Source organism: Azoarcus sp. PA01 (genome assembly GCA_001274695.2).
Lineage (GTDB): Bacteria > Pseudomonadota > Gammaproteobacteria > Burkholderiales > Rhodocyclaceae > Aromatoleum.
The window spans coordinates 1169522-1193482 of record LARU01000004.1; the positions used below are offsets into that span (position 1 = coordinate 1169522).

The 23961-nt window shown below is 66.7% G+C and carries 24 protein-coding genes, 1 tRNA gene and 1 pseudogene; 13 read left to right on the forward strand and 13 right to left on the reverse strand.

Translation table 11 applies throughout. The features are described from left to right. Positions 1-15 precede the first annotated feature (15 nt). The 3 genes from PA01_17655 to PA01_17665 form a co-directional block, all read right to left on the reverse strand. Complete coding sequence (locus tag PA01_17655; protein ID KON80221.1) at positions 16-696, reverse strand: ABC transporter permease subunit; 681 nt, start codon at positions 694-696, stop codon at positions 16-18. Continuing rightward, positions 693-1436, reverse strand: coding sequence for an amino acid ABC transporter permease (locus PA01_17660; GenBank protein KON80222.1), 744 nt, complete (start codon positions 1434-1436; stop codon positions 693-695). Before PA01_17660 ends, PA01_17655 begins: the two co-directional genes overlap by 4 nt. Before the next feature lie 96 nt (positions 1437-1532). Continuing rightward, entirely contained in the window at positions 1533-2429 is an 897-nt protein-coding gene (locus tag PA01_17665) for a transporter substrate-binding domain-containing protein (GenBank protein KON80223.1), read from the reverse strand. 336 nt (positions 2430-2765) lie between these two features. Here PA01_17665 and PA01_17670 point away from each other — a divergent pair. Then, positions 2766-2856 (forward strand) — tRNA-Ser (locus PA01_17670). Between the two features lie 146 nt (positions 2857-3002). Here PA01_17670 and PA01_17675 read toward each other — a convergent pair. The 5 genes from PA01_17675 to PA01_17695 are packed head-to-tail and all read right to left on the reverse strand — an operon-like array spanning position 3003 to position 8967. Next, positions 3003-4241 carry an NnrS family protein gene (locus PA01_17675; GenBank protein KON80224.1) on the reverse strand — a complete coding sequence of 413 codons (1239 nt, stop codon included), beginning with the start codon at positions 4239-4241 and terminating at the stop codon, positions 3003-3005. Further along, a complete protein-coding gene (locus PA01_17680; protein KON80225.1) occupies positions 4235-5092 on the reverse strand; it encodes an ABC transporter ATP-binding protein in 858 nt (285 codons plus the stop codon). The genes PA01_17675 and PA01_17680 overlap by 7 nt, the downstream gene beginning before the upstream one ends. Then, entirely contained in the window at positions 5089-5880 is a 792-nt protein-coding gene (locus PA01_17685; protein KON80226.1) for an ABC transporter permease subunit, read from the reverse strand. The genes PA01_17680 and PA01_17685 overlap by 4 nt, the downstream gene beginning before the upstream one ends. A gap of 10 nt (positions 5881-5890) precedes the next feature. Then, positions 5891-6904, reverse strand: coding sequence for a PhnD/SsuA/transferrin family substrate-binding protein (locus PA01_17690; GenBank protein ID KON80227.1), 1014 nt, complete (start codon positions 6902-6904; stop codon positions 5891-5893). Continuing rightward, entirely contained in the window at positions 6904-8967 is a 2064-nt protein-coding gene (locus tag PA01_17695) for a TonB-dependent receptor (GenBank protein KON80228.1), read from the reverse strand. Before PA01_17695 ends, PA01_17690 begins: the two co-directional genes overlap by 1 nt. A 546-nt stretch (positions 8968-9513) precedes the next feature. On the opposite strand from PA01_17695, the gene PA01_17700 reads away from it, so the two are divergent. Genes PA01_17700 through PA01_17710 form a run of 3 tightly spaced genes read left to right on the forward strand, consistent with a single transcriptional unit; the run spans position 9514 to position 12248 of the window. Continuing rightward, positions 9514-10464 (forward strand): manganese catalase family protein, encoded by a 951-nt coding sequence (locus PA01_17700; protein ID KON80229.1) that lies wholly within the window; start codon positions 9514-9516, stop codon positions 10462-10464. Continuing rightward, positions 10461-11387: a ZIP family metal transporter gene (locus tag PA01_17705; GenBank protein ID KON80426.2), complete on the forward strand. Its 927-nt coding sequence runs from the start codon at positions 10461-10463 to the stop codon at positions 11385-11387. The genes PA01_17700 and PA01_17705 overlap by 4 nt, the downstream gene beginning before the upstream one ends. Positions 11388-11411: 24 nt before the next feature. Next, entirely contained in the window at positions 11412-12248 is an 837-nt protein-coding gene (locus PA01_17710; GenBank protein KAI5912369.1) for a DUF4351 domain-containing protein, read from the forward strand. A gap of 51 nt (positions 12249-12299) precedes the next feature. Here PA01_17710 and PA01_17715 read toward each other — a convergent pair whose 3' ends face one another. Together PA01_17715 and PA01_17720 are read right to left on the reverse strand one after the other, a co-directional pair. Further along, complete coding sequence (locus PA01_17715; protein ID KON80230.1) at positions 12300-12599, reverse strand: CcdB family protein; 300 nt, start codon at positions 12597-12599, stop codon at positions 12300-12302. Continuing rightward, a complete protein-coding gene (locus tag PA01_17720; protein KON80231.1) occupies positions 12599-12844 on the reverse strand; it encodes a type II toxin-antitoxin system CcdA family antitoxin in 246 nt (81 codons plus the stop codon). The genes PA01_17715 and PA01_17720 overlap by 1 nt, the downstream gene beginning before the upstream one ends. 309 nt (positions 12845-13153) lie before the next feature. Here PA01_17720 and PA01_19195 point away from each other — a divergent pair. The 9 genes and pseudogenes from PA01_19195 (at position 13154) to PA01_17760 (ending at position 20473) form a co-directional block, all read left to right on the forward strand. After that, positions 13154-13627: pseudogene (locus tag PA01_19195) on the forward strand (flagellin). A 1230-nt stretch (positions 13628-14857) separates the two neighbouring features. After that, positions 14858-15349, forward strand: coding sequence for a flagellin (locus PA01_19200; GenBank protein KON80232.2), 492 nt, complete (start codon positions 14858-14860; stop codon positions 15347-15349). 74 nt (positions 15350-15423) lie between these two features. After that, positions 15424-15801 carry a flagellar protein FlaG gene (locus tag PA01_17730; GenBank protein ID KON80233.1) on the forward strand — a complete coding sequence of 126 codons (378 nt, stop codon included), beginning with the start codon at positions 15424-15426 and terminating at the stop codon, positions 15799-15801. Positions 15802-15872: 71 nt separating this feature from the next. Next, positions 15873-17348: a flagellar filament capping protein FliD gene (gene fliD / locus PA01_17735; protein ID KON80234.1), complete on the forward strand. Its 1476-nt coding sequence runs from the start codon at positions 15873-15875 to the stop codon at positions 17346-17348. Positions 17349-17358: 10 nt separating this feature from the next. Further along, entirely contained in the window at positions 17359-17823 is a 465-nt protein-coding gene (gene fliS, locus PA01_17740) for a flagellar export chaperone FliS (protein ID KON80235.1), read from the forward strand. A 35-nt stretch (positions 17824-17858) separates the two neighbouring features. Next, the gene (locus PA01_17745) at positions 17859-18167 is read left to right on the forward strand and encodes a flagellar protein FliT (GenBank protein KON80236.2); all 309 of its coding nucleotides are present in this window, start codon (positions 17859-17861) and stop codon (positions 18165-18167) included. 48 nt (positions 18168-18215) lie between these two features. After that, positions 18216-19307 (forward strand): flagellar hook-length control protein FliK, encoded by a 1092-nt coding sequence (locus tag PA01_17750; GenBank protein KON80237.1) that lies wholly within the window; start codon positions 18216-18218, stop codon positions 19305-19307. Next, positions 19297-19671 carry an EscU/YscU/HrcU family type III secretion system export apparatus switch protein gene (locus tag PA01_17755; protein KON80427.2) on the forward strand — a complete coding sequence of 125 codons (375 nt, stop codon included), beginning with the start codon at positions 19297-19299 and terminating at the stop codon, positions 19669-19671. Before PA01_17750 ends, PA01_17755 begins: the two co-directional genes overlap by 11 nt. Before the next feature lie 28 nt (positions 19672-19699). Next, positions 19700-20473, forward strand: coding sequence for a flagellar brake protein (locus PA01_17760; GenBank protein ID KON80238.1), 774 nt, complete (start codon positions 19700-19702; stop codon positions 20471-20473). A gap of 436 nt (positions 20474-20909) precedes the next feature. Here the strand turns inward: PA01_17760 and fliE are convergent, their stop codons facing one another. The 3 genes from fliE to PA01_17775 all read right to left on the reverse strand — a co-directional run bounded on the left by fliE (position 20910) and on the right by PA01_17775 (position 23904). After that, positions 20910-21233, reverse strand: a complete 324-nt coding sequence (gene fliE, locus PA01_17765) for a flagellar hook-basal body complex protein FliE (protein KON80239.1) — start codon at positions 21231-21233, stop codon at positions 20910-20912. Between the two features lie 83 nt (positions 21234-21316). Beyond that, positions 21317-22735, reverse strand: coding sequence for a sigma-54 dependent transcriptional regulator (locus tag PA01_17770; GenBank protein KON80240.1), 1419 nt, complete (start codon positions 22733-22735; stop codon positions 21317-21319). Beyond that, positions 22732-23904 carry a HAMP domain-containing histidine kinase gene (locus tag PA01_17775; GenBank protein KON80241.1) on the reverse strand — a complete coding sequence of 391 codons (1173 nt, stop codon included), beginning with the start codon at positions 23902-23904 and terminating at the stop codon, positions 22732-22734. Before PA01_17775 ends, PA01_17770 begins: the two co-directional genes overlap by 4 nt. Positions 23905-23961: the final 57 nt, after the last annotated feature.

Here is a 23961-nt window from a genome sequence, read left to right on the forward strand (position 1 = left end):
CGGAACTCCGGACAATCAGCGGACGATGGCGATGCGCGACTGCAGCCGCTTCACGAGCCTCGAGAGCGCGAAGCAGATGACGAAATACACCACCGCGACGGTGGTGTACATCTCGACCGGGCGCAGGTCGCGCTGCGTGATCTTGTCGGCCGCGCCGAAGAAATCGGTCGCGCCGATCGCATACACGAGCGACACGTCCTGGAACAGGATGATCGTCTGCGTCAGCAGCACCGGCAGCATGTTGCGGAAAGCCTGCGGCAGCACCACCAGGCGCATCGTCTGGCCGTACGTGAAGCCCATCGCGTAGCCTGCGGCGACCTGCCCGCGCGGCACCGACTGGATGCCCGAACGCATGATCTCGGAGTAATACGCGGCCTCGAACACGGTGAAGGTGAAGTACGCCGAATTCGCCGCGCCGATCGGCATCGGCTCTCCCGTGACCATCTGCAGCACCATCGGCAGGATCAGATAGAACGCGAGGATCACCTGCACCAGCGGCAGGCTGCGGAAGATGTTCACGTAGCCGGCGGCGAACCACTGCAACGGCATGATCGACGACAGGCGCATCAGCGCCAGGACGGTGCCGATCAGGATCCCGCCGAGCATCGCCGTCAGGGTGACTTGCACGGTATAGCGCAGCCCTTGCGCGAGAAAACCCCAGTTCTCGATGATCACCGAGAAGTCGAAGTCGCTCACGCCGCGCCTCCCCCTTTGCTGCCGACGATCAGGCCGGGCACCCGGGTGCGCCGCTCGATGAACGCGAGGAAGCGGTTCATCAGGAACGCGAGCGCGAAATACGCCAGCGTCACGACAATCGTGATCTCGAGCACCTGCGAGGTCTTCTCGATGATCTGCTTGTACTGGAAGTAGAGTTCGAGGATGCCGACCGCGTAGGTGACGGCGGAATTCTTGAAGATGTTCATCGCTTCGGACGTCATCGCCGGCAACACGATGCGGTAAGCCATCGGCAGGCGCACGTGGCGATACGTCTGCCATTCGGTCAGCCCCAGCGCGAGCCCGGCGTCGCGCTGCCCGCGCGACAGCGAGTTGATGCCCGCCTTGACCTGCTCGGCGATGCGCGCGGCGGTATACAAACCGAGGCCGACGACCGCGATGACGATGTAAGGCAGATCCTGCTTCATCCACATGCCGATTTTTTCCGGCACCAGCTCGGGGACGACGAAGAACCACATGAAAAGCTGGACGATCAGCGGAATGTTGCGGAACACGTCGACGTACGCGTCGCCGATCGCGACGAGCCAGCGCTTCGGCGTCGTGCGCATGACCCCGAGGGCCGAGCCGAGCACCAGCGCGAGCGCGAGCGACGCGAGCGACACGAGCGTCGTCCAGCCCAGCCCGGACAGTATCCAGTCGTAGTACTTGAGACCGTCGTCGGTCTCGCGGAAGAAGAACAGCCAGTCCCAGTGATAATCCATCGCAACTCCCCGATTTGCCGCGACGGCAGGCGCTCAGGCCCGGCGAAAACGAAAAGGGAAACAGCCGGGCACGCCTCCGCCCGGCTGCCCGGCGGCTTATTCGACGCCCTTGTCGGTCGGGTTCTCGAACGCGGCCTTCAGCGCGGGGCTCATCGGGAAGTTCAAGTTCACGTTGCGCGGCGGAATCGGCTTCATGAACCACTTGTCGTAGAGCTTCTCCGCGTCGCTCGACTTGATCAGTCCGACGAGCGTCTTGTCGACGATCGCCTTGAACGGCGCATCGTCCTTGCGCATCATCACGCCGTACGGCTCGTCGCGCAGCGACGGTCCGACGATCTCGAACGCAGACGGATTCTTCGAACTCGCGATCAGGCCGGCGAGCAGGATGTCGTCCATGACGAACGCCGCCGCGCGCCCGCTCTCGACCATCAGGAACGAGTCGGCGTGGTCCTTGCCGTAGATGTTCTTGACGTTGATCGTCCTGCCTTTCTCGTTCTGCTTGATCAGCTCGTCCGACGTCGTGCCCGTCGTCGTCACGACCGGCTTGCCGTCGAGGTCGCCGATGTCGTCGATGCCGGAATCCTTGCGCACCCCCATGCGCACGCTGGTGATGAAGTACGCGACGCTGAAGCCCACCTGCTGCTGGCGCGCGACGCTGTTCGTCGTCGAGCCGCACTCGAGGTCGATCGTGCCGTTCTGCATCAGCGGAATGCGGTTCTGCGACGTCACCGGCTGGTATTTGACCTGCAGGTTCGGCATCTTCAGCTCGGTCTTGACGGCATCGACGACCTTTGCACACAGGTCCATCGCATAGCCGACCGGCTTCTGGTTGGCATCGAGGTAGGAAAACGGCACCGACGACTCGCGGTGCCCGACAGTGATGGTGCCCGTATCCTTGATCTTCTGCAGCGTGCCGCTTGACTGTGCATGAGCGGGCGCGACCATCGCGGCCGCGGACAGACTTAGCGCAATGACGGTGAGGGACTTGTGCATGAATACCTCCAGTCTTGGTTCAGGATCGACGAATTCTCGCCGCGTAAGGCAACGGAAGCGCACGAACGTGACATTTCCTGCTGCCATCCTAAACCAACGCTCCCGCACGAGATATCCCGGTGTACTCGAGCCACCCGTTAGCAAGTATGCATGCGGGCCGCGAGCGGCGGGCAGCAGGCGCCGCCGCCCGACGCCAAAAGGTTCGGGCGGCGCGCAAAGCGGGGCCCCGAAAGGACCGTGAGCCCGTGCGGGAGCGCGGTGTGAATTGCAAAAAGCGGGGTGCAAAAAGCGGGGCTTTCGGGCGCATCGCTTTCTGCTACAATGCGCGCCTTCCACGGAGAGGTGGATGAGTGGTTTAAGTCGCACGCCTGGAAAGCGTGTTTGGGATAATATCCCAACGCGGGTTCGAATCCCGCCCTCTCCGCCAGACACTTGAAAAGGCCATACTCCCGAGTCGAAACAGCGACTTGATGGATAAGGCCTTTTTTATTTCCCCCTGGTCTTGCCCCACGCCGCCTTTGCCGCCGATCGCCTCCTGCGGGAGCGGCCTGCGATCGTTCCTCGACGGTAGCTTCAATCGCCCGGCGGCCCTTCGCAGCCGACGCCGCCGTTCGCACGCGCCCGGACGAACAGCGGCGCGAGGTAAGTGCAGCACAGCGCGAACGCCACTACCCACGCGACGCTTGCGGCGCTCATCCACGCCGCACCATCGCCGCCCGCTCCGGCCGCGACCGCACGCATGACGGCGGCAGCGACGAGCAGCGCGGCGCTGAGCGGAATCCACCGGCGCTCGTCGAGCGGATAGCCGCCATGCGTGCGCCCGGCGATGCAGACGACGACGAATACGCTCAGGCCGAGTGCCCCGACGGTCAATAGGTGACGGCCGCTGCCGACGGCGCCGTCGCCAGTGATCAGCGCCAGTCCGATCAGGCCGAAGCCCGCCCCCATCAGCACATACACCAGATACAGCATCAAGGGCCAGCGCCGGAAAAGCGGGCGGCCGACGTGCCAGTCGTTGAGCAGATTGAAGAGCGCCGCCGACGCGGCGAGCGCGAGCCAGCCGCCGAGCCGGGCACCCGGCGCGACGAACTCGACAGCAGTGTAGAGGCCGATGCAGACGATCGCGAGATTGCGCCGCGGCGGGCGGGCGCGATATTCGTCCCGCAGCGTGCCGCCTTTTTCGCGCCACGTGTCGATCGACGCATTGACGATGCGCATCGAGATGCGGCTCAGCGCGACGACGATCAGGATCATCAGCACGCCGACCATCGCGTGGAGCCAGCGCGCGGGCGAAGCGCCGCTCAACGCGTCAGCGTAGAAGCCGGCGACCAGCACCGTCAGCGCGATCAGCGCCCAGAGAAAAGACAGGTGGCGGCGCTCGGGGTGACGCCACAGGCGCGGCGCGAGCAGGAAGATCAGCCCGGCGAGCAGCGCGAGATGGGCGAGCGCCGAGACGATCAACGCGGGGGCGCCGACGGCTCCCGACAACCAGAACGCCACCCGACCCGTCAGCCACGACACCGCGAGCAGACGCACCGCGCGCGGGCCGATCGCCGGGCTGCGCGTGAATTCAGGCACTGCGGTGAGCGCGAAACCGGCGACCGCCGCGAGCCCGAAGCCGAACAGCAGTTCGTGCGCGTGCCAGATGAAAGCTCCGCCGGGCGTGGCGGGCAGCGGCACACCCCCGGCGAGGAAAGCGCCCCAGCCCAGAACGAGCAGCGGCGCCGACAGCACGGCGAACAGGAAGAAGGAGCGGAAACCGCACAGCCAGACAGGGTGATCGACGGACCACAGGCGCCGCAACGTCAACATGAGCTCGCCCTCTTTGCCTTCGCGGTCGACGCCGGCGCTGCGTGCAAGGAGTCCGGGGTAAGCCGGGCCGACTCGACAGCGCGTACATGAAACGCTGTGCCGGCCGCCGTCGGCACGGCCCCGAGACCGAAACTCTGTCGCACCGCCGGCACCTGCAGCAGTTCGGCCGTGCGGTGATACGTGTGCGCTTCGTCGCGGTCGCTCGCGGCCGTCGGCAGATCGACGCGATACACGATGCGGCCGGGCTCGGGGGCCATGACGAGAATCGTGTCGGCGAGCCGGACCGCTTCCATCAGGTCGTGAGTGATCATCAGCACCGCGAGCCCGTGCTCGCGCTGGTGGTCGAGAAGCAGGCGGTGCAGCTGGCCTTTCAGGCCGATGTCGAGCGCCGAGAAAGGCTCGTCCATGAGCAGCAGGTCGGGCGCGAGCACCAGCGCGCGGGCCAGCGCGACCCGGCTCTGCATCCCGCCGGAGAGCGCGTGCGGAAACTGATCCAGCGCGAGGTCGTCGAGGCCGACCGCCCGGGCGACGGCCTCGCTACGGCGGATCCGTTCCGCGGACGGGACGCCGGCGGCTTTCAGGCCGAGCGCGATGTTGTCCCGCGCCGTTTTCCACGGCAACAGCCGAGGCTGCTGGAACATCACTGCCGGACGCGCGAAGCTGTTTTCGACCTGGCCGCGCTGCACCGGCACGAGCCCGGCGCACAGGTGCAGCAGCGTCGTCTTGCCGCAGCCCGAAGGGCCGACCAGGGCCATCACCCGCCCTGCGTCGAGCGTGAGGTCGATGTCGTCGAGCACCGTTTTCAGCGCATACGCGTGAGCGACTCCGGCGACTGCCAGGCGCGGATTCATACGAAATTCTCCCGCCAGCGCTCGACTTCGCGCTTGATCGGTTCGAGCACGAGGTATTCGACCGCCAGCAGGCTGCCGACGACCGCACAGATCCACGCCAGCGTGCCGGCGGTGTCGAGGTGCGAACGGGTCACCGCCAGCGCGGCGCCGACGCCGTCGCTCGACGACAGCAGCTCGGCCATCACGACGACTTTCCACGCGGTGCCGAGCGCGGTGATCCACGCCGGGAAAAGATACGAGACGACGTGCGGCAGATAGAGGTCGAAAAACTTCATCCGCGCCGACAGCCGGAACGCATGCGCCATGTCTTTCAGATGATGGTCGAGCGTGCGCGTGCCCTGCAGCGCGCCGACGAAGATCACCGGAAAACACGCGACGACGACGGTGAACACCGGGGTGCCGTCCGACGCGCCGAACCACAGCATCGCGAGCACCAGCCAGGCGATCGGCGGCGTCCCGAGCAAGACCGTCACGAGCGGGCGCGACATCATCGACGCGGTCACCGACACGCCGGCGGCGAGCCCCAGCGCAGTGCCGATCGCGACCGCGATCGCGAGCCCGATCAGCGCACGTCGCGCCGTGACGGCGAGTTCCGGCCACGCGGCTCCGGTCGTGACGAGGTCGGCGAGCGTGGCGAACGTCGTCAGAGGATCGGGCAGGACCAGCGACCCGTAAATCGCGCTGCCGCCTTCCCACGCCGCCAGCAACAGCAGCAGGCTCGCGATCGCGCCCCATCCGCTCCACAGGTAGGCCGGCAAGCCGCCGAACCACGCTCGCAGCAGCATCATGACTGCACGCTCACGGCTTGCAATCGGCGCATTTGCCGCCGTAGAACGCGTCGCCCGGCAGCTTGCCGCCGATCAGTGCGGGGTTGCGCGCCTTGAGCTGTTCGAAGAAGAACGCGAGCGCATCGCGCGCCTGCGTCGCCGGCACGGCGTCGAGCTGGCTCACGCCGATCGCATCCGAAACAGCTTTGGCGCTGAGGATGTCGATGTGCTTGGCGACCATCTGGCCGCATTCGAGGGCGTTCGTCCGGCACCACGCAAGCGACGCGGCGTAGGCCGCCTCGATGCGCGCGAGGACGTCGGGCTGCGCGCGAACCGCACCGACCGCGGCGATGCCGGCCTGCGGGATGCGGGTGCTGCGCGCATACAGGCGTCCCCATTCCTGCTGGAAATCGACGCTACGGTGCAGTTCCGGCGCGACGATGCCGAGCGGGAAGGACTTCGTCTTGCGCAACGCCATCGACACCGCCGGCTCGGCCAGCAGCGCGTGATCCACGCGCCGCATCACGAGCAGCTGCATCGCATCGACCGGCGTCGCGACGTAGCGCAGGCGGAAATCCTTGCGCGCATCGAGGCCCTGACGCGCGGCGAGGAGCTGGAACATGATGTCCGGCATGTCGCCGCGGAACGGCATCGCGATCTCCTCGCCGCGGAAGTCGGCGAGCGTCTTCCTGTCCGGCGAGCGCGACACCATCCACAGCGCGCCCCACGTCGACACGTTCAGCAGCGTGACCGGCGCGCCGCGGTTGTGCAGGTTCGCGGCGACGTTGGTCGGCATCGCCAGGACGTCGGCCTGGCCGTCGAGCGCCATCGCGCGCAACTGGTCCGGGTCGCGCCACTGGACGAAGCTCACGGAGTCGGCGAGATCGGCGAGCGCGCCGGTCTCGACGATGTGGATCAGCGGCGCCGACACGACCGCGCCGGGGCCGCCGAGGACGAGGCGCGGCAGCTTCTCCGCGTGTGCGGCAAGCGGCGACAGCACCACCGCGAGCAGGCCGAGGACGCGGAAGAAGCGCCGGATGCCCATCAGAACTGCCCCTGCCACGACACCATCAGGCTGCGGCCCGGCGCGTCGATCTCCATCCCGGACACGCCTTCGGTGAGGTGCTCGTGGTACGGCTTGTCGAACGCGTTCTTCAGGGCGACGCGCACGCGCTGGCGCTGACCGTGCCAGGTCGCGCCGAAGTCCGCGGTCGCGAAGCCGGACGTCTCGTTCTCCGTTCCGGCCGCGAACATGGTCGCGACGCGGTCCTGCTTGCGCACCAAGCGCAGCGTCGCGTCCGCGGTCCACGCCGCGGCCACCCTGCCCTCCCAGCCGAGCGACATTTCATCGGCCGGCATCTGGAACAGCGGCTCGTCGAGGTCCTCGTTCTCGCCGCGCACGCGCGAGTACGACGCCGTCAGCCATTGCCCCCGCACGGCCTGCCAGCGCGCCTCGGCTTCTACGCCGACAAGCGTCGCGCGGCCGAGATTGAACGTTTCCTTGCAGGCGCTGGCGTTGGCCGGCGGGCAGCGGTTCGTGCCGGGCGCGCCGGAGACGTTGCGCCCGGTGATGTAGTCGGTGATGCGCGTGCGATACGCGGACAGCGCGTAGCTGACGTCGTCGTCGGCGCCTTTCAGGCCGATTTCGAACTGCGTCGCGATCTCCGGCTCGATCTGCGGGTTGCCGACGTAGTAATAGCCGTCGCTGCGCGGCGACGACTCGAAGCGCTCGCGCATCTCGCCGGCGCGGAACGCCCGCGAAACGTTGGCATACGGCCGCAGCAGCTTCGACACTTCGTAGATCGCGCCGAGACTGCCCGACGTCGCGCTGTCGCTGCGCTCCAGGCCCCGCGTGATCGCGCCGTTGTTCACCGAATCGGCCTCGCCTTCGACCCAGTCGCGGCGCAGCCCGGCGAGCACGTTGAGGCGACCGAAGCGCATGTCGTCCTGCACGAACACGCCCACCGCTTCGATGCGCCCGTCGTCGAACGGATCGTTACGGCCTCTCGCGAACGTCGGCGGGCTGCTGATGAAACGTTCGGGCGACGCTTCCATCTGCCACGCATTGACGCCGAAAGACAGCAGATGCTCCGGATGCGCGAGCCAGTCGGCGCGGGCATCGAGTCCGTCAGTGACGAACGTGACGTTGGTGTCGGAGAAGTCGCGCCCGAGCGGCCCTTTCGCACGCGCCGCGATGTTGCGCTCCATCTCCTGCCGATACACGCGAACGTCGACATTCACCGGCGTGTCGCCCGAGCCGCGCCGGCTGTACCCGATTTCGGCGAGCTCGCGGGTCTGCGACGGCGAGTGGATGATCGAGCTGCGGATCTGCGGATGCGGATGCGGCTTGATCGAACCCGGGTGCGACACGTCCTTGTCCTCGTGCTGCTGCAGCGACAGTCGCAACTGCTGGGAAGCATCGAGGCGAAAGCGGTACTGCGCGATGAAGCTGTCCGAGTCGTAATCGGTGTCGTCGACCTCACCGTCCGGAGCGCGGTAATCGCCGATCCGCGCGAGCGACGCGCCGAGCATCAGCGCGTGATCGCCGCCCGACGCATTCATCACCGCCGTGCCGCGCACGCCGTCGTTCGCGGTTTCGTACTCGGCGCCGAGCCGCGTCTGCACGCCGGGCTCGAAGCGCGCCTGCGGCAGAAGGACGTTGATCGCGCCGCCGAGCGCGCCGGTGCCGTACAGGACCGAAGCCGGTCCGCGCACGACTTCGATGCGCTCCGCCAGCCCGAGCGACATGAACGACGCGATCGCGCCGGCGGGCTGCGCCGAATTGAGCCGCATGCCGTCGACGAGAAGGACGACGCTTTCCTTCTTCAGGCCGCGGATCACCGGATTCTGCCCCTGCGCACCGTCGCTCGCGACCGCGAGGCCCGGATGGCCGCGCAAGGCTTCGCCGACATTGTCCGCACCGCGGTCGAGCCACTCCTCGCGCTCGACTGCCGTCACCGACGCCGGCGTTTCGGCATTCGCTGAAGCGTAGCCTTTCGCCGTCACGGTCACGTCGGAGAGCCGCGCCGCTTCGTCGGCGTGGGAAGAAAAGGAAGAAAAAGCGCAGGCGAGCGCGGCGTACAGTACGCCCGGACGGAAAGTCGGCATCGAGGAACCCGGTGGGAAACGGTGCTGGCTGGCGTCCTGCTGGCTGACCGTTGGTTGCAAAAAGTTGCAATCACTGTACAGAAATGTCAATCATTCTCAATTGATATGTATCAAATACAGCGCTCCCTCTCTAAGCCGCACCCTCTGGCCGCCCCGGCCGTGCGAGGCCGAATTGGAAGCGGAGCCCGCCGCGCCCCGACTGCCGTCGCATGTAAGTCTTTCGGTGCGATGGTAAGTCTTTCGTTTCCCCGCGAAATTCAGCGACGGCGCACACGGCGAACCTTGCGCTGGCCTTTGCCCGAGTTCTGCGCGTTTCGGCCCACGTAGCCGTCGTCTGCACGCATGCGCCCACGCCCCTTCGCGCGCCGCAGCCAGGAATTTGCCGCTGTTTTTCCCGCCATGAGGGCGGTAACGAGCGCGTCCCGATACACGACTCCTTTCCTGCAGCAACTCCCGAGTAGCGCGCTTCGGGCGCCCCCGCCAGGGAATGCACCTTGCCTGAGCCTGGGCGCCGGACCTCGGCCCCCAATTTCCAAAGGAACAGGCATGTTTACTCATAACAAACGACTGCAGTACACGGTGCGGGTATCGGAGACCAACTCGGGACTCGCGAACCTCATGCTCGAACAATTCGGTGGCCCGCAAGGCGAACTCGCCGCAGCGTGCCGCTATTTCACGCAGTATCTCGCCGAAGACGATCCGGGCCGCAAGGACATGCTGATCGACATCGCGACCGAGGAGCTGAGCCACCTCGAAGTCATCGGGACGATCGTCGCGATGCTGAACAAAGGCGCGAAAGGACGCCTCTCCGAAGCCCTGGAGGCCGAGGCGGAGCTCTATAAGAACATCAGCGGCGCCGGAAACGATTCCCACGTGACCCAGTTGCTCTACGGCGGCGGCCCGCCGCTGACCAATTCGGGCGGCGTGCCGTGGAGCGCCGCCTATATCGACACGATCGGGGATCCGGCCGCGGACCTGCGCTCGAACATCGCCGCTGAAGCCCGCGCAAAGATCATCTACGAACGGCTGATCAATTGCACCGACGACCCGGGCGTAAAAGAGGCGCTGGGTTTCCTGATGACGCGTGAAATCTCGCACCAGCGCTCGTTCGAGAAAGCGCTGTACTCGATGCAGCCGAGCTTCCCGCCGGGCAAGCTGCCCGGAATGAAGGAGTTCGCCAGCGTTTACTACAACATGTCCGATGGCGACGCCGACGAGCGCGGTCCGTGGAACAGCGAACCCGGATTCGACTACCGCGAAGCCCAGCCGGCGGTGGATGGCGGCTCGGGGATGGCCGAAGTCGGGTTGATGAAAAGCGAAAAGGCCGCGATCGATCAGCTCGCGGTTCGAACGCGTTCCGACCCGCAGAGCGACCCGTGCACCGGCGCCGAGCTCGGCATGGAGCCGGCGGCAGGCGGCAGCGGCGACGCGGCAAGGCCTTCGTCCCCTGCTCCGAAGCCGGGTTCATCCGGGCGTGGATCGAAGTCCAAGCCGTGAACACCCCCGGTCCGCAGCCCGCAGTGCTGGACGTCGCGAAAGCCGGAGTGCCGCTGCGAATGACGCTGCGGCACGGCATCGGGCTGCTGATCGTTCTGGGCGGCGCGTATCTGCTCGTCGCCGATATTCACGCCCAGCTCGCCGCCCACGACCCGCGCATTGCGGCCGCCCTGATGGGAGGGCTGATGGCCGCCGGCGCGACGGCGCTCGGCACGCTGCCGGTCATGCTGTCGCAGCAGTTTTCCCAGCGGGCCAATGACGCGATGCTCGGGTTCGGGGCGGGCGTCATGCTCGCCGCCTGCGCGTTTTCGCTCGTTATCCCGGCGCTGCAGGCGGCGCGCACGCAAGGCGCCGGCGCCCTGGATGCCGGCCTGATGGTGGCGTCGGGCGTCTTGCTGGGTGGACTGCTGCTGCTCGTCATCGACCGCCTGACGCCTCACGAACATTTCCTCAAGGGCGTCGAAGGGCCGCGTGTGCATGCCCTCAGGCGTGCATGGTTGTTCGTGCTGGCCATTTCATTGCACAACCTCCCCGAAGGCCTGGCAATCGGCGTCGCCTTTGCCGGGCCCGATGCGCTCGCTGCGCAGGCGCTCGCGACCGGCATTTCGATCCAGGACGTGCCGGAAGGCCTCGTCGTCGCGCTTGCGCTGCGCAGAGTGGGCTGCACGCGCGCTTTCTCCGCGATGCTCGGCATCGCCTCCGGCCTCGTCGAGCCGCTTTTCGCCGTGCTCGGCGCAGCGGTCGTCGGAGTGTCGGCCGAGTTGCTGCCGTGGGGCCTCGCCGCCGCCGCCGGCGCGATGCTGTTCGTGATCAGCCACGAGATCATCCCGGAATCGCACCGCCAAGGCCACGAGGCTTTCGCCACCACCGGGCTCATGCTGGGTTTCGTGCTGATGATGGTGCTGGATACGTCGCTGGGGTGAGGGAGCAAGGAACTGCGCCAGGTCGTGCGCGACGCCGAACTCGGCCGCCGCCAGGTCGACAAGCTCGTGCGCGTGCACGGTCACGACGGCCGCGAGGACTGGGTCTATATCCAGGTCGAAATCCAGGGCCGCCGCGACAGCGGGTTCGAAAAGCGCATGTTCGTCTACAACTACCGCATCTTCGACCGCTACGACCGCCCGGTCGCGAGCCTCGCCGTGCTCGCTGACGACGACCTGAACTGGCGTCCGGCGCACTACGGCTTCGAACTTTTCGGCTGCCGTCACGCGCTCGACTTCCCGGTCGCCAAGCTCACGGATTTCGATTCCCGCACCGAAGCACTCCTCGCCGACCCGAACCCTTTCGCCCTCGTCACCGCCGCCCACCTCTACACGGGCCGCACGCGCCACGACCCGGAAAACCGCTTACAGGCCAAGGGTGGCCTCGTCCGGCTGCTCTACGAGCGCGACTGGGACCAGCAGCGCATCCTCGAATTCTTCGCCGTGCTCGACTGGATGATGCGTCTGCCCAAAGAGCTCGAAACCAAACTGTGGCACGATATCGAAACCCTTGAAGGAGAACGCAAAGTGAAATACGTCACCAGCGTCGAACGCCTCGCCATTGAACGGGGCAAGCAGGAAGGTCTGGAGCAAGGGCGCCAAATGGGGCGCCAGGAAGGCCGTGAGGAAGGCCGTGCCGAGGGCGGAAGCGCGCTGCTCGGTCGCCAGCTCGCGCGCCGCTTCGGGCCGCTGCCCAAACCCGTCACCGAACGCCTTGCCCGTGCCACGACCGGGCAACTCGAAGTGTGGGCCGAGCGCGTGCTCGATGCGCGCACGCTCGACGATGTCTTCGTGGAGAACTGATTTCCGCGGGTAGAAGACGCATCCGGCAAATTTTTCCGGCGAACGTTGTTGTCAAAAGCCCTGAAACAGCAGATCGAGCGCGTTCGTGACGTCGTCGCGCCGGCTCTCCAGGCTCCCTACGGCGTTCTTGAGCATTTGCGCGGGCACCGCCGCAAGAAACTGCGTGACCATCACGACGGCCTTCCCTTCCACCTCGAACACCGGATTGAGCGTTTTCGCGGCCACGGGTGCGACGTCCAGCGGCAGCAACGGGACCACGACCCGCGTGTTCAGGTGGTCGAGCAGATCGGCCTGGACATCGAGCAGGTAACCGAGGCCGTCCGGATTCCTGAAAACGGCGAACCGCGGCATCAGAAGTCCCGGTAACGGGCGAGCGGCAGACCGTTCACGTCGACATACGCGTTGGAACTCTCCAGCGCCGCCCGATTCTCGGCCAACCACAGCTCCGCCCGTCGTTTTGCGACGGCCCGGGCCACTCCGGCTTCCGCCGCTTGCGAAATGTTGATGTTCAACGACTTCGCTTCGGCCAGCAGCGACTCACCGAGCGTCACGTTGGTGGCCTTGCGTGCCGTTCCCTTCGTTGCGATCGTTCTCATGGCCCTTTCCTTGACGAGAGATGTACGAATGTTGGCTTACATGCGCATGAATCGCAACATCGTCGGCTCACGAAGAGATGCGGATGAGACGGACGGAGTTGCTGCGGAAAGCCGGGACGCGCGAACGCTTTAAGATCTGTTCGGCTTTTCGCCTTCCAGCTTCCCCCGTTCAGGACGGGTCGCCAAATCCCCTAAAGTTCCATCGCAGACCTCCGTTAATGGCTTCAACGGCACACGAATCGCCCCGACCAAGATGCAATCAGGGCACGACGCCGGGATAACCGAAGCCCTCTTCTTAGGAGTCTCATCATGGCCCAGATGATCAACACCAACCTTGCGTCGTTGAACTCGCAGAACAACCTGACCAAGTCGCAGGCGTCGCTGACCACGTCGCTGCAGCGCCTGTCTTCCGGCTTGCGCATCAACAGCGCCAAGGACGACGCGGCGGGGCTGGCGATTTCCGAGCGGATGAGTTCGCAGATCAGCGGCCTCAACCAGGCGACGCGCAACTCCAACGACGGCATCTCGATGGCGCAGACGGTCGAAGGCGCGCTCAGCTCGATCTCCGACAGCCTGCAGCGCATCCGCGAGTTGGCCGTGCAGTCGGCCAACGGCAGCAACACCGATATCGACCGTGCGTCGATGCAGGAAGAAACCGACCAGCTGCTGGCCGAAATCGACCGCGTCGCGACGCAGACCAAGTTCAACGGCCGTGCCCTGCTCGACGGCTCGCTGACCAACCAGCAGTTCCAGATTGGCGCCAACGTCGGCGAGACGGTTTCCTTCTCGGTCGGCAGCGCGCGCACCAGCAAGCTCGGCAGCAGCGACGCGGCGGCGATCACCACTGCGCAGAACGCGGGCACGGCCGCGCTGAAGGAAGGTGCATTCTCGTTGAACGGCGTCATGATCGGTCCGTCGCTCGCGTCGGCCGACACGGCCTCGACCGCAAACGCCTCGGGCAGTTCGATCGCGAAGGCGGCCGCGGTGAATGCGAAGTCGGCCCAGACCGGGGTCACGGCGACCGTCAATGCGACGGAAGTGGCCGGCAGTGCGATGACCGGGGCCGTTTCCGGCGGCACGATTACGCTCAACGGCGTGGATATTGCCGTTAGCACGACCGCCGATACCGCCGCCACTCGCGCCTCGGTTATCTCGGCAATCAACGCCTCGTCGCAGCAAACCGGCGTGACCGCCATCGATAGCGGATCGGACAACGGCGGCGTCAAATTGGTCGCCGCCGATGGCCGCAACATCGAATTGACCTTCACCGATGACGCAGTTGCAGGTGGCGGTGTTCTGTCCGGAGCAACGACCGGTCTGGCTAGTACTGCTTCGACAGCTAATGGAGTTGCAGACACCTACTCCGGCTCCATCACCCTCAACTCCGATAAGGCGATCACGATCACCTCTAACATGACCGGCGCGGCCGGCACGGGCGGGATCAAAGATGCGGGCTTGGCAGTCGGTACCTACAGCGCGCAAACCGCATATGCCTCGACGACAGCGACAACCGCGGGTTCCCTGACAACGATCGCGGCCGGCGACTTCAAGATCAACGGCGCGCTGATCGGTGCGTCGACCGCGTCCTCGGACACGGCGTCGTATTCCTATACGTCGGCCGTCACAAGCGCCGACTCGAGAGCCAGCAGCGGCATCGCCAAGGCCGCCGCGATCAATGCGCTGTCGGAGCAAACTGGGGTGACGGCCACGGTTAACGCGACCGATGTACAAGGCGCATCAATGGCTGGCGGCTCTACCGACGGACACAGTGGTTCGCTGGTCATCAATGGCGTCACCACTTCGGCGATCACGGTGACGGATGATGAAGCTGCAAACCGTAAAGCCGTGGTCGATGCGATCAACGCGATCAGCGGACAAACGGGCGTCGTTGCTACCGATACGAACGACGATGCCAAAGGGGTCACTCTAACCGCCGCGGACGGACGCAACATCACCGCCGTGCAGGCTACCGGTGGCGACTTGAATGCAGCCGATACCGGTCTTGGCTTCACCATGACTGCCGCCGCTGCCGCTACCCCAACCGCCGCGGAACTCGATGCGCGCACCTATACCAGCACCGTCACGCTGTCCTCGACCAAGGCCTTCACGGTCGAAACCGGGACGACCACCGCCGGCACGACCGCGCTCAACCTGAAAGCCGGCACCTACGGCGCTGGCCGCAGCGGCGACTCGCTCGACAAGCTTGACATCTCCACCGTCGACGGCGCGAACAAGGCGCTGACGTCGATCGACAACGCGCTGAAGTCGGTGAACTCGGCGCGCTCGAGCATGGGTGCGGTGCAAAACCGCTTCTCGGCCGTCGTGTCGAACCTGCAGACGACTTCCGAAAACCTGACCGCTTCGCGCAGCCGCATCCGCGACGCGGACTTTGCGACGGAAACCGCGAACCTGACGCGCGGCCAGATCCTGCAACAGGCCGGCACCGCGATGCTGGCGCAGGCGAACGGCTTGCCAAACGGCGTGCTGTCGCTGCTGCGTGGTTAATTCCAGGTGAAATAAGCTGAAGTTCCGGCGCGGTGCGATCCAGCACCGCGCCTTTTTCACACATGGAGTCTGTCATGGCAGTAGAGCCGATCGGCGCCGCGGCGAGCGGCGCGACAGCGGTGAACGCGCGCCCCGCCGCGCCCGTCACCCCCGCCGCACCCGTCGTGGAATCCCAGGCCACGCTCCTCACCGGCATCAAGGCGGTCCAGCCCGCCGAACCCGTCCCCGCGATCGACGACGTGCGCGACGCCGTCCGGAAAATCGAAGACGTCGTCTCGCCGGCGGCGCAGGACTTGCGCTTTTCGATCGATGACGAGACCGGCATCACCGTCGTGAAGCTCATCGATACCGAAACCCAGACCGTACTGCGCCAGATACCGACCGAGGAAGTGATGGAAATCTCGAAGGCGCTGGACAAGCTGCAAGGCCTGCTGGTCAGGAACAAGGTCTGATATCGGGAGTCGAGCCGGCTCGCAACGGATTCGCCTTCATCGTCCTGCCGCAGCAAACCTGGAGTTAGCGCATGTCAATCTCATCGCCCGGCGTGGGTTCGGGTCTGGATGTCAAGACGCTGGTGAGCCAGCTGATGGCGTTCGAGCGCGCGCCGGTCACGTTGCTCGACAAGAAGGAAGCGAGCTTTCAGGCGAAGCTGTCTTCGTTCGGCAGCCTCAAAAGCTCGCTCGCGTCGCTGCAGACCGCCGCCAAGGCGCTCAGCACGCCGGAGAAGTTTTCGCCGATGAAAGCCAGCGTCGCCGATGCGACGACGCTGTCGGCCAGCGCCGGGGCGACGGCGGTCGCGGGAAGTTACGAAGTCGAAGTCAAAAGCCTCGCGCAGTCGCAGAAGCTGATGATGTCCGCGGCGGCGGGAGGCGGCACCGAAGGCTACGCGGCGACGAACACGGTCGTGGGCACCGGGACGATCACGATCGACTTCGGCACGTACACCGCGCCCGAAGCTCCGGCAACGACGCCCGGCTTCACCGTGAACTCCGACAAGCCCAATACCAAAACCATTGTCATCGGTTCCGGCAACAACACGCTGGCCGGCATACGCGATGCGATCAATGCCGCGAATGCCGGCGTTTCGGCGTCGATCATCAACGATGGCTCGACGACCGGTTTTCGGCTGTCGCTGACTTCCACCGACAGTGGCGCGCGCAACGCGATGCGGATCAGCGTCGCCGACGCGACCGGCGATCTGGCGCAGTTGAACTACGACCCTTCGTCCCTCGATGCCGGCGCCACGCGGCTGGCCGAAAACGTCGTCGCCAAGGATGCCGTCATCAAGGTCGATAACGTCACGATCACGAAGCAAAGCAACACGATCACCGACGCGATCCAGGGCGTAACGCTGAACCTGTCGAAGACGATGCCCGAAGGCACGACGACGAAAATCACGCTGACGCGCGACACCAGCAACGTCAAAGCCGCCGTCGAAGGTTTCGTCAAAGCCTACAACGACACCAACAAGGCCATCCGGGACGCCACCGCGTACGACGCGACCGCGGGAAAAGCCGCGGTGCTGGCCGGCGACAGCACGGTGCGCTCGATCCAGGACCAGTTGCGCGGCCTGTTTTCGACGCCGCTGGCGGGCGCCCCTGCCGGCATGACGATGCTGTCGGATGTGGGCATCACCTTCCAGAAGGACGGCTCGCTCGCGATCGACGAAGCCAAGTTCGGCAAGGCCCTTGCCGACCCGGCAAAGGACCTGGGCAAGCTCTTCTCCAGCAGCGGCGGCATCAAAGGCTATGCGTGGCAGGTCGACGTGGTGGCCGGCAAGATCCTCAGCCCGGTCGGCACGCTCGCCAATCGCACCGGCAACATTAATGAGTCGATCAAGAACCTCGGCACCCGCCGCGACGCGATCAATACGCGGCTCGTCGGCGTCGAACAACGCTATCGCGACCAGTTCGCAGCACTCGATTCCCTAGTCGCGAGCATGACCACGACCAGCACTTTCCTCGCCCAACAACTCGCCAACCTGCCAAAAATCACGTAGGGAGAACCCAATGTTTACGTCACCCAGAAGCGGCGCCAACGCCTATGCACGAGTCGGCGTCGAAACCGGCGTGCTGACTGCCGATCCGCACAAGCTGATTATGATGCTGTTCGACGGCGCAATCCTGTCGATCGCCGCCGCCGCCGCCGCGATGGAGAAAAAGGACATCCCCGGCAAAGGGCAGGCCGTGTCAAAGGCGATCGACATCATCCTCAACGGCCTGAAAGCCAGCCTCGACGCGAAAGCCGGCGGCGAACTCGCGGACCGCCTCGCAGCGCTGTACGACTACATGGGCGAGCGCCTGCTCCACGCGAACCTGAACAACAGCCGCGCCGCGCTCGACGAAGTCAGCGGCCTGCTGCACACGTTGCGCGAAGCGTGGGAAGGCATCGCTCCCGGTGCGGAGGCGGCGAAGGCGAACGTGATGGCGCCGAACGCGGCGTCGAACGCGGCGTCGAACACGGTCGCGGCCTGAGCGGCACCGTGAGCACGCTTGCGCGGTTCGAATCGATGAGCATTTTGTCGGCCGCCATGGTCGAAGCCGCGCAGGCCAACGACTGGGACCGGCTCGTGGCGCTGGAGCACGAGATGGCTGCGATCCGGGTCGAGCTGATGCGCATTGAAGCGGACGGTCGCCAGCCTGCCGAGCAGAGCGAAGCGGACGCGGCGCGCAAGGCGGCGCTGATCACCGCGATGCTGCGCAATGACGAGGAGATTCGCCGCCACGTCGAGCCGTGGCTCGCCAGCACGCGCAAGCTGCTCGCCGGCGCGCAGCGCGACCGCGCGGTGCGCAGCGCCTACGGCGCCTCCGGCCCGTAAGGCCGCGGCGCTTTCTCCGGACGGTCTCTCGCTCCAGGATCGACCACGATGATTCCGTCCGATCTCGCCGCCCGGCTGCGCATGCTCACCGAAGCGAGTTTTTTCGACAGCGAGCCGCCGGTCAGCGGGCCGGCGCGAGTGCGCGAAATCCAGGCGCGGCTGCCGGAACTCGCGCCGGGCCAGCGATTCACCGCGACCTTGCAACGCGCGCTGCCGGACGGGACGTTCCAGGCGATCGTCGCCGGCAAGCACTACACGCTGGCGCTGAACCACGCGGCGAAAGCGGGCGACACGCTCGAACTGGTCGCGACGCAACACACCGCGAAAGCGCTGTTCGCGCAGCTTGTGCACGCCGCGTCCGCCCAAACCGGCGCGGACGCGGCAACCCGCCCGACGCTCAGCGCGACCGGGCGGCTGATCGGCTTCCTGCTGACCGGGCAGCCGGCGTCCGCGCCGGCCACGCTCGCCGGCGGCAAGCCGCTGCTCGATGCGCCGCCGGCGAACGGCGCCGCTCCGCTCGCTCCCGCGCTGCGCCAGGCCTTGACGCAAAGCGGCCTGTTCTACGAATCGCACCAGCAGCAGTGGCTCGGCGGCAGGATCGACACCGCGGCGCTGCGGCACGAGCCGCAGGGCCGATACGCGCCGGAAATTACCGCTGGTGCCACCGGTGCCACCGGTGCCGCCACCAAGAGCGCGGAACAGCCGAAGCTCTCCGACGCGACGGCCCCGCCGAATCCGAACCCGGCTCGCGCCGCCGCGATCCCCGAGCGGCTGATGCCGGTCGTGCACCAGCAGCTCGACGCGCTGGCGACACAGCACTACGTCTGGCACGGCCAGGTGTGGCCGGGCCAGAACGTCGAATGGGAAATCGACGACCCGCAGCGCGACCGCCGCGGCGACAGCGACGGCGGCGACGTGGCGGAAAACTGGAACACGACGCTGCGCCTGACGCTGCCGCGGCTCGGCGGGCTTGAAGCGCATCTCGTCGTGTCGCCGGCCGGGGTCGCGTTGCGCTTGCTCGCCGACGACCCCGCAACGGTCGCGGCGCTCGACGCTGCGCGCGCCCGGCTCGACGACGCACTGGCCGCGGCGAACCTGCCGCTCACCGGCTTTGCCGCGGAGCGTCGCGATGACGATTGAAGATTCGCCGCACGCCCCGCCTGATCTGCCCACAAACCCGCCGACGTGTTTGTCACCGCACCCGTCACATCAGGAAGCGGTCGCGCTGACCTACGGCGCCGGTGACGCCGCGCCGCGCGTCGTCGCGAAAGGGCGCGGCCTGATAGCGCGCGAGATCATCGAACGGGCGCGCGAAGCGGGCGTGATCGTGCACGAATCGCCCGAGCTCGTCGGCCTGCTGATGCAGGTCGACCTCGACGCGCGCATCCCGCCCGAACTCTACGTCGCGATCGCCGAGTTGCTGGCGTGGCTGTACGGGATCGAGCAGCGCGCGACCATCTCGGCATATCCGGGGGAAGCCGCGCGACCCCCGGCCGTGCTATAAGAACCGCTTTCGATTCGACTTATTCTGCATGAGCGACCCGACCGAAAGCGCGACCCGCCCCCGCCCGCTGGACCCCGAAGCCTTCTCGCGCTTCGCCGTGCGCGACCCGCGCGAAATCGTCCAGCTGCTCGGGGCGCTGACCGAAAAGCACGCGCTGATCACCGGCCATCTCGACGAGCGGACGTCGTTCATCACGGTGATGCTCGCATCGGACGGGGGCAGCGCGGCCGTCGTCCTCGATGCGGCGCCCGAAGCCGCGATCAACCAGCGTCTCGCCGCCGGCGCGGAGCTCGTCTGCATGACCCGGCTCGACAACGTCCGCGTGCAGTTTTCGCTCTCCGCGATCGAAGCGGTCCGCCACGACGGCCGGGGTGCGCTGCGCGCGAACCTGCCGACGAGCCTCCTTCGCCTGCAGCGCCGCGAGTTTTTCCGCCTCGCCGCGCCGCGATCGGCGCCGCCGGTATGCACGATCACGCAAGTCCAGCCGGACGGACGCTCGCATGTGGTGTCGGTGCGGATACTCGACATCAGCGGCGGCGGGCTCGCGGTCCTCGTGCCTCCGCAAGCGCTGCATTTCGAACCCGGCATGGATTTCGACCACTGCGCGTTGGTCCTGCCGGAAGGCGAACCCCTGCCGGTGCGGCTCACGGTGCGCAATCTCTTCGACATCAAGCAGCCGAACGGCACCCGAGCGCGCCGCGCCGGCTGTCAGTTCGTCGGCCTGTCGAACAGCGTCATGGCGCGCCTGCAGCGCTACCTCTTCAAGCTGGAGCGCGAGCGGCACGCGCAGGACGCGGAGTGATCAAAGGCGCTTAGGGAAGCGCTGATTAAATCAAAACCGTTCGGGCTGAGCCTGTCGAAGCCCCTGTTGTTGCAGGGAATGCCCTTCGACAAGCCTGTCCTGAGCGAAGTCGAAGGGCTCAGGGCGAACGGAATAAATCAGCGCTTCCTTAGGGATTTTTTTGGATAGCGGCGAACAGGCTCGAACCGCCATGTGAATGACAGAAGGCGCGCCAAAGACTACGATGTGTATATAAATTCAAAGGATACACATCATGCGCACCAACATTGTGATTGACGACGAGCTCATGAACTTGCTGTACAGCGACAGGGACTTCGAGCCGTTCGTCGAGCACTTGGGCCTGCGATCCGCCCTCACCGAAATCTGACGCAAAACACGTTCATTTTCAGTTAGCTGCTGCCGGGCGTTGGACGTCCAGCGGCTACGTCGAACACCATCACACCGGCATGTTCATGATGTCCTGATACGCGGTGACAAGCCGGTTGCGCACCTGCACCATCTGCTGGAACGACAGGCTCGCTTTCTGCAGGTTCACCATCACGTCCTGCAGATTAACGTTCGGGTCACCGGTGGAAAATTCCTGCGCCATGCCGCGCGCTTCGTGCTGCGCGGCACTGACGTCCTTCAGCGCGCCTTGCAGCACTTCGGCGAAGTCGACGCCGCCGGGCGCCTGCGCGCCTTGTGCAGCGGGTTTGCCGGCCGCGGTCTGCGCCGTGGAGCGCAGCTCGCCGATCATCTGTTCAATTCCGCGCGTATCCATGATCCCGATTCCGGAGAGCGAGTGATTGTTGCTCGCAGTCTAGCAGAGCAATCGTCATGCCATAAAACAGAATCCGGCTCGCATCACACTTCGTGCCCGCCGTCGCGGTATTGCTGCAGCTTGTAGCGCAGGGTCCGCTCCGAGATGCCAAGCTTCTCGACCGCCCGCTTGCGCGAGCCGCCATGCTCGCGCAGCGTCGCGAGGATGTGCTCGCGTTCGAGGTCCTTCATGTTTGCGGGCCGCGGCGGATCGAGCGGGACTCGCGCAGCGGTGCTCGCAAGGCTGCCGATGACGGGGGAAAGCCCTGCCGGCAGGAAGGCGGACACGCAGGACGCGCTGTCCGGCCCGCTTTCCCCGGCGCTGCGTGCGGCCGTCCAGTGCGGCAGGCAAAGATGCACGACGTCGGCGCCGATCGTGTCGCGACTGGCGAGGATCAGCGCACGCTGCATCGTATTTTCCAGTTCTCGCACGTTGCCCGGCCACGCGTGGCGCGCGAGCAGGGATTCGGCGTTGGCGAGCAGATGCGCGCTGCGCCCGAGCCGCGCGGCGTGGCGCGCGAGGAAGTGCCGGGCCAGCGGCACGATGTCGGCGGGCCGTTCGCGCAGGCCGGGGATCGCGAGCGGGAACACGTTGAGGCGGTAATACAGGTCTTCCCTGAAGCGCCCCGCCGCGACTTCCGCCGCGATGTCGCGGTTGCTCGTCGCCAGCACGCGGATGTCGAGCCCGACGGGTTTCCTGCCGCCGACGCGCTCGACTTCGCGCTCCTGCAGCACCCGCAGCAGCTTCGCCTGCAGCGCGAGCGGCATCTCGGAGATTTCGTCGAGCAGGATCGTGCCGTCCTGCGCCTGCTCGAACTTGCCCGGCTGCGCCGCCTGTGCGCCGGTGAAAGCGCCTTTTTCGTAGCCGAACAGCGTCGCTTCGAGCAGGTTCTCGGGAATCGCCGCGCAGTTGATCGCGACGAACGGACCGTCGCGGCGCGCCGAACGGGCGTGGATGTAGCGCGCGAACACCTCCTTGCCGGTGCCGGATTCGCCGGTCAGCAGCACCGTCGCGTCGGTGTCGGCGACGCGCGCGGCGAGCGCGAGCAGGTTGCGGGTGCGCCAGTCCTCCGCGATCGTGTCGTCGGCCGACGGCGGCGTCGCGGCGTAGCGGCGCACGTGCGCCAGCAGCACGTCCGGCTCGAACGGCTTCATCAGGAAATCGCACGCGCCGCCGCGCATCGCGGCGACCGCCTTGTCGACGTCGCCGTACGCGGTCATCAGCAGCACCGGCAGCTGCGGCAGGCGGGCGCGCAGTTCGGCGAGCAGCTGCAGGCCGTCCATCGGCTGCATGCGCAGGTCGCTGACGACGAGGTGGAACACCTGCCGGCCAATCTCGTGCAGCGCGCCGGCGCCGCCGTCGACGCCGGTGACGCGGTGGCCGCCGATTTCGAGCGTGAGACACACGGCATCGCGCAGCGCGGCATCGTCCTCGACGACGAGGATGTGGAGCTGCTCGGTCATGACGTTTCCTTCACGGCTGCCTGCAAGGCCGGCGCGCTGCTGTCGTCCGCGCGCAGCAGCGGCAGGCTGAGCGTGAACAGCGAGCCCTTGCCCGGCGTCGATTCGAACGCGATGTCGCCACCGTGGCCCCGCGCGACGCCGCGCGCGATCGCCAACCCCAGTCCGGTGCCTTCGGCGCGCGTCGTGAAGAACGGCTCGAACACGCGGCCGTGGCGCGCGGGTTCGATGCCGCGCCCGCTGTCGGCGACGCACAACTTCACGGATTCGCCGTCGCGCACTGCGCAAAGCGACACTGCACCTCCGGCGCCGGTCGCGTGGATCGCGTTCTCGATGAGGTTCGTCAGCGCCCCGCCGAGCGCCTTGCGATCGCCGAGCAGCGTCAGCTCGCCGCAGTCGCAGCGCGACGTGAACGACAGCTGCCGCGCCCGCGCGAGCGGCTCCAGCGTATGCGCGACTTCGCCGACCAGCTCGCAGACGCCGAAACGTTCGCGGCCGAGGCTGTCGCCGCGCGCGAACAGCAGCATGTCGCCGATGAGCCGCTCGAGGTGGCGCAGTCGCTCGATCGCCCGCTCGGCGACTTTCGCGCGGTCGGCGGGCGCCAGCTCGGGCTGGCGCAGGTTGCCGGTGTAGAGCAGCGCGGCGGCGAGCGGCGTGCGCAACTGGTGCGCGAGCCCGGCGACCATCTCGCCCATCGCCGCGAGCCGCTCGCTGCGCTCGGCCTGCAGGCGCATGCGGTGCGTGTCGGTGACGTCGTGGAGCAGCACGATGCGGCCTTCGCCGGATTCGAGCGCGGTGTCGGACAGCGACACGCGGCGCGCGCCCGGCTCGCTGCCGACCGTCCGTTCGCCCGGCGTGCCGGTGTCGCCGAAGCGGCAGGCGACCGCGTCCCACCGCTCGCCGGCGAGCCCGCCCCCGAGGAGGTTTTCGGCGGCGCGGTTGAACTGCACGATGCGCCCGGTTCGGTCGAGCATCACGACGCCGGCCGGCAGCGCGCCGAGCAGCACGTCGAGCCGCTCGGTGAGCTGCGACACTTGCCCCTGCAATGCGTTGTAGGCCGTCGACAGCTCTTCGGAAGCACGCGAAAACAGCGCGAACGCTTCGGCGAGCTGCGCTGCGTCGAGGCGCTGGGCGGCGCTCGGCGACGCGGGCACGCAGGATTCGGCGGGCATCGTGGCGGGATCGGTTTTCACGACGGGCAGATTAACGGCGCGGCGGCACCCGGCAAC

Coding starts and splice junctions, on each gene's coding strand:
- PA01_17660 (KON80222.1), bottom strand. CDS start 1,436: ATGGATTATCACTGGGACTGGCTGTTCTTCTTCCGCGAGACCGACGAC.
- PA01_17665 (KON80223.1), bottom strand. CDS start 2,429: ATGCACAAGTCCCTCACCGTCATTGCGCTAAGTCTGTCCGCGGCCGCG.
- PA01_17675 (KON80224.1), bottom strand. CDS start 4,241: ATGTTGACGTTGCGGCGCCTGTGGTCCGTCGATCACCCTGTCTGGCTG.
- PA01_17680 (KON80225.1), bottom strand. CDS start 5,092: ATGAATCCGCGCCTGGCAGTCGCCGGAGTCGCTCACGCGTATGCGCTG.
- PA01_17685 (KON80226.1), bottom strand. CDS start 5,880: ATGATGCTGCTGCGAGCGTGGTTCGGCGGCTTGCCGGCCTACCTGTGG.
- PA01_17690 (KON80227.1), bottom strand. CDS start 6,904: ATGGGCATCCGGCGCTTCTTCCGCGTCCTCGGCCTGCTCGCGGTGGTG.
- PA01_17695 (KON80228.1), bottom strand. CDS start 8,967: ATGCCGACTTTCCGTCCGGGCGTACTGTACGCCGCGCTCGCCTGCGCT.
- PA01_17700 (KON80229.1), top strand. CDS start 9,514: ATGTTTACTCATAACAAACGACTGCAGTACACGGTGCGGGTATCGGAG.
- PA01_17715 (KON80230.1), bottom strand. CDS start 12,599: ATGCCGCGGTTCGCCGTTTTCAGGAATCCGGACGGCCTCGGTTACCTG.
- PA01_17720 (KON80231.1), bottom strand. CDS start 12,844: ATGAGAACGATCGCAACGAAGGGAACGGCACGCAAGGCCACCAACGTG.
- PA01_19200 (KON80232.2), top strand. CDS start 14,858: ATGACTGCCGCCGCTGCCGCTACCCCAACCGCCGCGGAACTCGATGCG.
- PA01_17730 (KON80233.1), top strand. CDS start 15,424: ATGGCAGTAGAGCCGATCGGCGCCGCGGCGAGCGGCGCGACAGCGGTG.
- fliD (KON80234.1), top strand. CDS start 15,873: ATGTCAATCTCATCGCCCGGCGTGGGTTCGGGTCTGGATGTCAAGACG.
- fliS (KON80235.1), top strand. CDS start 17,359: ATGTTTACGTCACCCAGAAGCGGCGCCAACGCCTATGCACGAGTCGGC.
- PA01_17745 (KON80236.2), top strand. CDS start 17,859: ATGAGCATTTTGTCGGCCGCCATGGTCGAAGCCGCGCAGGCCAACGAC.
- PA01_17750 (KON80237.1), top strand. CDS start 18,216: ATGATTCCGTCCGATCTCGCCGCCCGGCTGCGCATGCTCACCGAAGCG.
- PA01_17755 (KON80427.2), top strand. CDS start 19,297: ATGACGATTGAAGATTCGCCGCACGCCCCGCCTGATCTGCCCACAAAC.
- PA01_17760 (KON80238.1), top strand. CDS start 19,700: ATGAGCGACCCGACCGAAAGCGCGACCCGCCCCCGCCCGCTGGACCCC.
- fliE (KON80239.1), bottom strand. CDS start 21,233: ATGGATACGCGCGGAATTGAACAGATGATCGGCGAGCTGCGCTCCACG.
- PA01_17770 (KON80240.1), bottom strand. CDS start 22,735: ATGACCGAGCAGCTCCACATCCTCGTCGTCGAGGACGATGCCGCGCTG.
- PA01_17775 (KON80241.1), bottom strand. CDS start 23,904: ATGCCCGCCGAATCCTGCGTGCCCGCGTCGCCGAGCGCCGCCCAGCGC.